This is a genomic window from Methylobacter sp. BBA5.1 (assembly GCF_000746145.1).
GTDB lineage: Bacteria > Pseudomonadota > Gammaproteobacteria > Methylococcales > Methylomonadaceae > Methylobacter > Methylobacter marinus.
Genome location: NZ_JQKS01000024.1, coordinates 88,202 through 95,996, shown reverse-complemented (window position 1 = coordinate 95,996; position 7,795 = coordinate 88,202). Strand labels below are relative to the sequence as shown.

At 56.2% G+C, this 7,795-nt stretch carries 5 protein-coding genes; 2 read left to right on the top strand and 3 right to left on the bottom strand.

The window, feature by feature from the left end:
* Window positions 1-215: 215 nt before the first annotated feature.
* The 3 genes from EK22_RS15505 to EK22_RS15490 all read right to left on the bottom strand — a co-directional run bounded on the left by EK22_RS15505 (window position 216) and on the right by EK22_RS15490 (window position 4,306).
* Window positions 216-839: a DUF1287 domain-containing protein gene (locus EK22_RS15505; RefSeq protein WP_152565121.1), complete on the bottom strand. Its 624-nt coding sequence runs from the start codon at window positions 837-839 to the stop codon at window positions 216-218.
* 69 nt (window positions 840-908) lie between these two features.
* Window positions 909-2,624, bottom strand: coding sequence for a di-heme-cytochrome C peroxidase (locus EK22_RS15500; protein WP_051961925.1), 1,716 nt, complete (start codon window positions 2,622-2,624; stop codon window positions 909-911).
* A 1,286-nt stretch (window positions 2,625-3,910) separates the two neighbouring features.
* Window positions 3,911-4,306: a tautomerase family protein gene (locus tag EK22_RS15490; RefSeq protein ID WP_036252442.1), complete on the bottom strand. Its 396-nt coding sequence runs from the start codon at window positions 4,304-4,306 to the stop codon at window positions 3,911-3,913.
* A 689-nt stretch (window positions 4,307-4,995) separates the two neighbouring features.
* Between EK22_RS15490 and EK22_RS15480 the strand changes: the two genes are divergently transcribed.
* Both EK22_RS15480 and tkt read left to right on the top strand, forming a co-directional pair.
* Window positions 4,996-5,691 (top strand): HAD family hydrolase, encoded by a 696-nt coding sequence (locus EK22_RS15480; protein WP_036252440.1) that lies wholly within the window; start codon window positions 4,996-4,998, stop codon window positions 5,689-5,691.
* Between the two features lie 28 nt (window positions 5,692-5,719).
* Entirely contained in the window at window positions 5,720-7,792 is a 2,073-nt protein-coding gene (gene tkt / locus EK22_RS15475) for a transketolase (protein WP_036252458.1), read from the top strand.
* The last annotated feature ends 3 nt before the right edge of the window (window positions 7,793-7,795 follow it).

Below are 7,795 nucleotides of genomic sequence, written 5' to 3'. Positions count from 1 at the left end.
CTAGTACTCAGTCAATTTAATTATGGCGGATAAACTGTAGGTGCGAATTCATTTATGCCCTATGGGTACTTGTGCCCTTCAGGGTATTCGCACTATTCGCATGCTATGGATACTCCGCAAATTTTACTCGTCAGAACAAGGCTGACTGAGTACTAGCCTGCACGGCCGGTCAGATTGTCAATTTGAGGTTTAACGTTTGAGCTCAGGCAACCTGGTCAGCGACGGCTCGCTTGCGGCGAATGGTCAGGTGCTTCAGGCAAGTACCGGTAATGTCCGGTAATCGGATAGGCAAACAGCATGTCTTCTAAGCGGGGGCCTTGTCCGATGTTGTGTACGACCAGCGGCCGTTGTGCGTCCGAGGCTGTTTCGTCGGCGACGATCCCGATATGCGGCAGGTTGCCCGGCAGCATCCAGGAAACAATATCCCCGGGCTGATAAGTCTCCGCCCGGTCCGATACAAGCAATGCCTGCCCGTGCCGCGCGAAAAACACCTGCAGGTTGGGAACCCGGCGATGATCGATGTTTGCATCCGGCCGCTTCAAGCCCCATAGCTTTTTTGAAGGGTAGGCGCTGAAATTCGCGGCCATGTCTTCATGCACCAGCGCTTGCAGGTCAATTCCCAGCGCCCGGTAACTCCGGATGACAACATCGGTGCAGACGCCAACCCCCTCGGGAATATCGCCGCCGGGGTAGGGGATACGATAATAACTGCCGTCATAAACCACTTTGTGCGTGGTTCTCTCGATTGCCGCGGCTACAAGCTGGTCCGGCGCAATATCGGCAAGAACACTTGCCGGCAGACACAGCGCTGTCAGGATACATCTCGCAATACGTTTCATAGTCAATATCATCGATCTGGGTCAGCGGCCCGCAGGCATCGGCTGGTCTGCGAGCCGCTTGCCTGGATGCTACAAGGTCTTCATAAACTCGATCAGATCCCAACGCTCGTTGTCGGTAAGATCAGTGCCGTAATAATGCCCGGTGTTCAGGTTGCCTGGCAGGCGGGTGTCGAACAGGAAGGCGGTTTGGCCCGATTTCGAACGATAGCCGACTGTTTCCGGATCAAACTGGTGGCTTCCCACATAGAACGTTTGCTGACGTTCGCTTGGCGGCAACAGCAACTGATACAGATTTGGCACGGAACCGTTATGCAGATACGGGGCGGTTGCCCAGATGCCGTCCAGCGGGCGGGCGCGATAGGCGAGTAGATTCCTTGGCGTATACGGCGGCAATCCCTGTGCCTTAAGCCGGTAACCGATCAGCTCGGCGGTTTCCGCGGCACTGAACGGGGGCTGGGCGGTGGCGATGCCGTCGGATACGGCCATGCCGACCAGTATTGACAGCAACGCAGGCGCCGGAACTTCCGTTGCCCCGGTGAAAGGTGCCGGCAGAAACGGCGCCAAGCCGCCGGTATTCACCTTGCGGGTCGCGAAGTTGATGGCCATGGCCGGGTCGGTGCCAATCTCGCCGAGACCGGTCATCCGCGTTTCGATGAAGCTGACGCCGAAACGGTTTTCGGCCGTCGGCGTCATCGGGTAATGCCCGTTCGCGTCCGGCAGCGCATGACAAGCTTCGCAGCTGGGCTCGTCGCCGCGCGAAGCCGAATACAAGGCCCGGCCGCGAGCGGCTTTTTCGCTGTCGATCGGGCCCAGCGCCATGACCGGCCATTTGGGCGGGGTCAGGCTGTTCACCAGCTTCTCCAGTTCAAACAGCTCTCTCGGCCTGGCCGTGCTCCAACCCAGCTGGTCCAGCGGGCCGGTCAGATTGACGTGTCCGAATACTCCCAGCACCTCGCCGACATTACGGCCGAACGGATTATTGGCCGACCCGTTCCATTGTACCCAGTCCAGTTGCGGCGAGGTCCACAGGAACGGATAACTGACTGGCGCGTCGGGTACGCGGACATTGTCCGGTTGCTGCAGATCGCGGCCAAAGACCTCGTTCATGATGATGCCGAAGGCATCGACGCGGCCATAGCCGTACGGATGAGTGGGCGTGCTGCGTGCGTCATACTGCGCCAGCCAGGTCAGGTGATCGGACATTCGCGCCCGTAGCGCGGTCTTGTTCGCCTCGTTGGGGTCGGTCAATATCGCCTGGGCGAAGCGGTCGAATTTGTCCGGCTGCCCCAATGTCGCTTGCAGCGCCTGGATCAGGCTATGCTCGAACGCGGTGAAATCGCCCAGTGTCGGCGCGCCATCGATGCGGATAGTCCGGCCCTGATAGCGGATCTCTCCGGTATGGCAGGCGGCGCAGGTCATGCCGACCCAGTCCTCGCCATTGTCTACCGGTTCCCTGGCGAAGCCGATCGGTAAGCCGTCCGGATTGCCGGGCGTATAGGCCTCATCGTCGGCAAGATAACCAAAGCGCTCGATATTTTGGGTGCTGATGAACGGCTCGTCGTTGTTCGGCTGTTCCAGCGCCAGGAACCACGCATAGGGCAGAAGATAGGATCCCTGTGGCGTGAAATAAAAGCGTTGCCGTTCTGCGTCATTCCAGTTTTGATTTAAATAAATGGTTTCGTTACCGCTGGCATTGGCCGCCGCCGTTGCCGAAGCTTCGGCCTGGCCAAAACCGGACAAGATAGCGGCTAATAGACTGATTTTTTTTAAGTTGCGAAAGTGCATGTTTGACCCCCAATCATGTGAAATCCATCAAGAGCCACGCGAAGCCTCGCGGGCAATTGACTGTTTTTCGGTTATTATTTTTCCTTGTATCACTACGGGTAAAGCAAGTATCACCGCAGTAAAGTCTGGCGATTATTTAATCTCCCACGAAATTCAGGTAACGGGATGATTATTTTCAATATGGGCTGTTCCTGTAAGCCAGCCTTTCTTATCGTGTTTTAAAGAGTTGTTGTTTGGCACCGCTTTAATCGCGGCCATAATAGCTGTATCCCTCCTTGCATCGGCGACAGATAACCCATCGACTATCATGCCACTTGAGGAGCGCCTGCGAAAGCACGAAGGCGCTCATTCCTCCCAGCCACCAAGGCCATATCGGCACTTCAAGTACATATAGCATCAGGCCGGTCAGCATTAAAACTGACGAGAAGACGATAAATTGCCGAAACCTTTTCAGGCTCTCTGTCCTGGACGGTGAAAAGTCGATTGGCTCTGAGCATTTTCTGCACAGCATGTTTACATTTCCTTATTATTGTTATTAACCCGGATGTTTCATAAAACCACAGAGATCACGAAGAAAATCAAGGTATTGTCCTTTTCTTACCGTCACTTCATGAATTCATGCGAAAACATTAGCAAGCATTCGTGGTGAAATGTTCAGGTTAATCTTGACAATCACCAGGTTGAGCCCCGGCGCATTGAAGTTCCCTGTCTTATCGAGCGATAGTTCAAGTAGTGGCGAATAGCCGGACATGCCATCAAGCTATCTGCCTGATCTCGGCATAACCATTGAAGGAGATCGCTCGGGACGGAAGCTCGTGCTTGCGGCGCGAGCCAGGGTATCCAGGTCGTTCGGTGTGATGATTGGTCTGCTATCGAGAGTCGCACTGAAATAACGGTGGATCCCGGGAAGTATATATGAAAGTCCGCCGGTTATCAGTAACGCGACCACGCATGCACAGCAACTTCTATAGGTTAAGTTATAAGTTCCAATTGCCTGCCAGGCGGCCCATGCATGAAGAATCTCGTCCTCATCGAATACGCCTGTAAAGTTGTATTCTCGTGGCAGACGATTGCCCTCGCTGGCGCAGTCTACTCTAAACACTTCCGCGCTGCCGGGGACCGTATCTTCTCCGATAAGTATCTGATACGCGGCCTGGGAAGTAGCAACCGACCCGCTCCGCGGCCACCAGCTGATATAAGTGTTGCCGCAGGTCATTGCACCGTGGCCAACATTTCCACCGCTACCGATTACGCCCTCGCCGGGCCAGACATGTACTGTAACCAATTTATTTCTCCGTTCGTCTAAGGGTAAGTTTGAATCCACCGGCCTGTCCGCCTCGAATGCCCCAATTTTCTTTCGGGATTTCTCTGAGGAGAATCTTTACGTGGTCCTTGGGTATGCCGAAAGGCTCAAGGTTGTTAACGATGGATTTGTACAGATTTCGCTTTGCATCGAGAGAGCGGTCGGCAAATGCGTCAATGCTGATATGTGTATAAAAATCCGGTTGCTCACGTGCGGGCGGGTACGCGAAGCGGTGCGGTTTATGCACGATGAGGCGAACGTTCTTATCGCCCGGGACGATCTGGAAAGCTTCGCGCAAGGCCATGTGGACGGCCTCCATAAGAGCAACTTCTTGTTTTTGCGTGTATTGCCGCCGTACTTCAATTAAAACACTTGGCATTTTCTCTCCTTGTTGCGCTATCACTATAAATTTTTCGCATATCTTCCTTATTTTTTGCGCTCAAGGCAACAACGTTGTCATGGTGAGGTCATGGCTGCTAATGGCGTATGGTTTGGCCTGATTATTCAGTCAGTGTAGAGGCTGGGCACCAACAGTAGGTATCTTAAGCGACGATTTTTTGTCCGTCATGAGCGATTGATCAAGTGATGAAATTGAAGTCTGGCAAGACAATCAGACGGGACAACTTCACCAAGGCGATTACCAAGGGTACGAATAATAAAATTATGTTAATCAATGGGTTAATGCTTCGTGCTCTCGATTGCAGTTCCAGGCGCAATTCTACCGCCTTCATCCTCGGCGATTGCAAGCTTATGATTTACAGTGGCTTCAAAAAACTGGTCGAGTTATAGACTGGCTATTCAGGCAAGCGTAGCTTCGAGAACAGACTCAAGCTTTTGGAAAATGTGACCGTATGTTTGATACCGAACTGAGGCAATCGATCAAACGGTTCATCTTATGGGAAATTCAAACGATATGGACATGACCGTCAGAAGGCAATGATGCAGAACAGGAAAGGAGGGCATTGACATGGGCAGTAGCCGTAATCGCGCGGACATATCCGATGCCTGGGCGCTTGTCACCGCCGCCGCTGGCGGCAGGCTTGATTCCAGGCGCCAGAGGTCGGGGTTATGAGCGAGTCGGACGGTATTGTCTTTTTGCTGGACGTGGACAATACACTGCTCGATAACGACCGCGTGACAGACGACCTCAGGCGGCATCTGGAGCGTGAATTCGGCATTGTGAACAGTCAGCGCTACTGGACCATCTTTGAAAAACTGCGCGCCGAGCTGGGCTATACCGACTACCTGGGCGCGCTGCAGCGTTATCGGCTGGGCGCCATGGACGAGCCACAATTGCTGCTGATGTCCTCTTTTCTGGCTGATTATCCATTCGCGGATCGCCTGTACCCCGGAGCGCTTGAAGTGATCGAGCATCTGCGTCAGTGGGGATTACCTGTTATCCTGTCGGATGGCGATGTGGTGTTTCAGCCACGCAAGGTCCTGCGCTCAGGGCTTTGGGATGCGGTCGATGGCCATGTGCTGATCTACATTCACAAGGAGCAGATGCTGGATGCGGTCGAACAGCGCTATCCGGCCCGGCACTATGTGATGGTGGACGACAAGCTGCGCATTCTGGCGGCAATGAAAAAAATCTGGGATTACCGGCTGACGACGGTCTTTCCGCGCCAGGGCCATTATGCGCTCGATCCCGGCAACACCGCCGCTTACCCTCCGGCCGATCTGACCGTGGAACAGATCGGCGACCTGCTCCATGTCGATTTTTCCGGCTTGCTCGATGCCGCCGGGGCAGGGCCCGTCTCATGATCCGGCTTTTCTTTACGGGAGTGACAGCATGACCGATTCAGCCCAGCTCGACCTGCTTTGCATCAATACCCTGCGCACGCTGTCCATCGATGCCGTGCAGCAGGCGCAGTCCGGCCATCCCGGCACGCCGATGGGCGCGGCCCCGACAGCCTACTGCCTCTGGCAATGCTTTCTGCGTTTCGACCCGCAAGATCCCAACTGGCCGAACCGCGATCGCTTCGTGCTTTCGGCCGGCCATGCTTCGGTGCTGCTTTACAGTTTGCTGTATCTGTGCCGGGTCCAGGCGGCAAGCCCCAGTTACAAGGAAACCGGCCGGCTGGCCGTGACGCTTGACGACCTCAAGACCTTCCGGCAAATCAACAGCCGTTGCACGGGCCACCCGGAATACGGCTGGACATCCGGCGTTGAAACAACCACGGGGCCGCTCGGTCAGGGCGCTGCCACCAGCGTCGGCATGGCAATTGCGCAACGCTGGCTGGCGGCCACTTACAATCGCCCCGGTTACGAACTGTTCAACTATAACGTATATACATTATGCAGCGACGGCGACATCATGGAAGGGGTTTGCGCCGAGGCGGCATCCCTTGCCGGACACCTGAAGCTGTCCAATTTGTGCTGGATTTACGATGCCAACGATATCACTATCGAAGGCTCGACCCGGCTGACCTTCACGGAGGATGTGGCGGCGCGCTTTTTCGGCTACGGCTGGAATGTCGTTCACGTCAGCGATGCCAATGACCTGGAGATGCTGGCGCGCAGTTACGAGGTCTTTCTCAACACCGATGATTGCCCCACGTTGATCATCGTGCAGAGTCATATCGGCTATGGCGCCCCGAATAAGCGCGATACTAAAGAAGCCCATGGCGAGCCGCTGGGCGATGAGGAAGCTCGGCTGGCGAAGCAGGCCTACGGCTGGGACCCCGATGCGAGGTTTTATGTGCCGGATGAGGTTACCGCGCATTTCCAGTCCCGGTTTGGCCAGCGCGGCGCGGCGGCCCGTTCGGCCTGGGATGAGCGGTTTACGGCTTATCGCCGGCAGTTTCCGGATCTTGCCGGGCAGATCGACCGGATGCAGAACGGCGAGTTGCCCGAGGACTGGGATAGCGCGTTGCCTGATTTTCCGGCCGATGCGAAGGGCATGGCGACGCGTGTGTCATCGGGCAAGGTACTGAACGCCATAGCGGGAAAAATGCCCTGGCTGCTGGGCGGCGCGGCGGATCTGGCGCCGTCGACCAAGACGCATTTGAGCGCCGAACCGGCCGACGAATTTCAGGCGCCGGGGCAGGGGGGCGATTATGCCGGACGTAATTTACATTTCGGTCTGCGCGAGCATGCCATGTGTGCGATTGCCAGCGGCCTGAGCCTGTCGAAACTGCGGCCTTATGCCGCGAGCTTCTTCATTTTCAGCGATTACTGCCGCGCGGCGGTGCGGCTTTGCGCGATGATGGAACTGCCTGTCATTTATATCTGGACGCATGACTCGATCAGCCTGGGCGAGGACGGACCGACTCATCAGCCCGTCGAGCATCTTGCGTCTTTCCGCGCCATGCCGGGCATGGTTTTGCTGCGGCCGGCGGATGCGAACGAGGTGGTCGAGGCGTGGCGCGTCATCATGCGGCTCAAGGATCGCCCGGTCAGCCTGGTTCTGACCCGGCAGGCGGTACCGACGCTGAACCGTTCGAAATACGCGCCGGCAAGCGGCGTATCGCGCGGCGCCTATGTGCTTGCCGATGCCGCGGACCAGCAGCCCGATGTACTGTTGCTGGCGACCGGCAGCGAGGTTGCGCTTTGCATCACGGCATATGAACAGTTGATGTCGGAAGGCATCAAGGCGCGGGTAATCAGCATGCCGTCCTGGGAACTATTCGAGGCTCAGAGCCAGGAATATCGGGACAGCGTGCTGCCGCCTCGGATCAAAGCGCGCGTCGTCGTAGAGGCGGCCTCCAGCTTCGGCTGGGAGCGCTATGCCGGCTGCGATGGCGCCTTGTTCGGACTGCATGCCTTCGGGTTGTCCGCGCCGGCTAAAGTCGTTGCTCAACACTTCGGGTTCACAGCGGAAAATATCGTCGAGGCCGCCAAGGCGCAAATCAAGCGGCATTGAAAA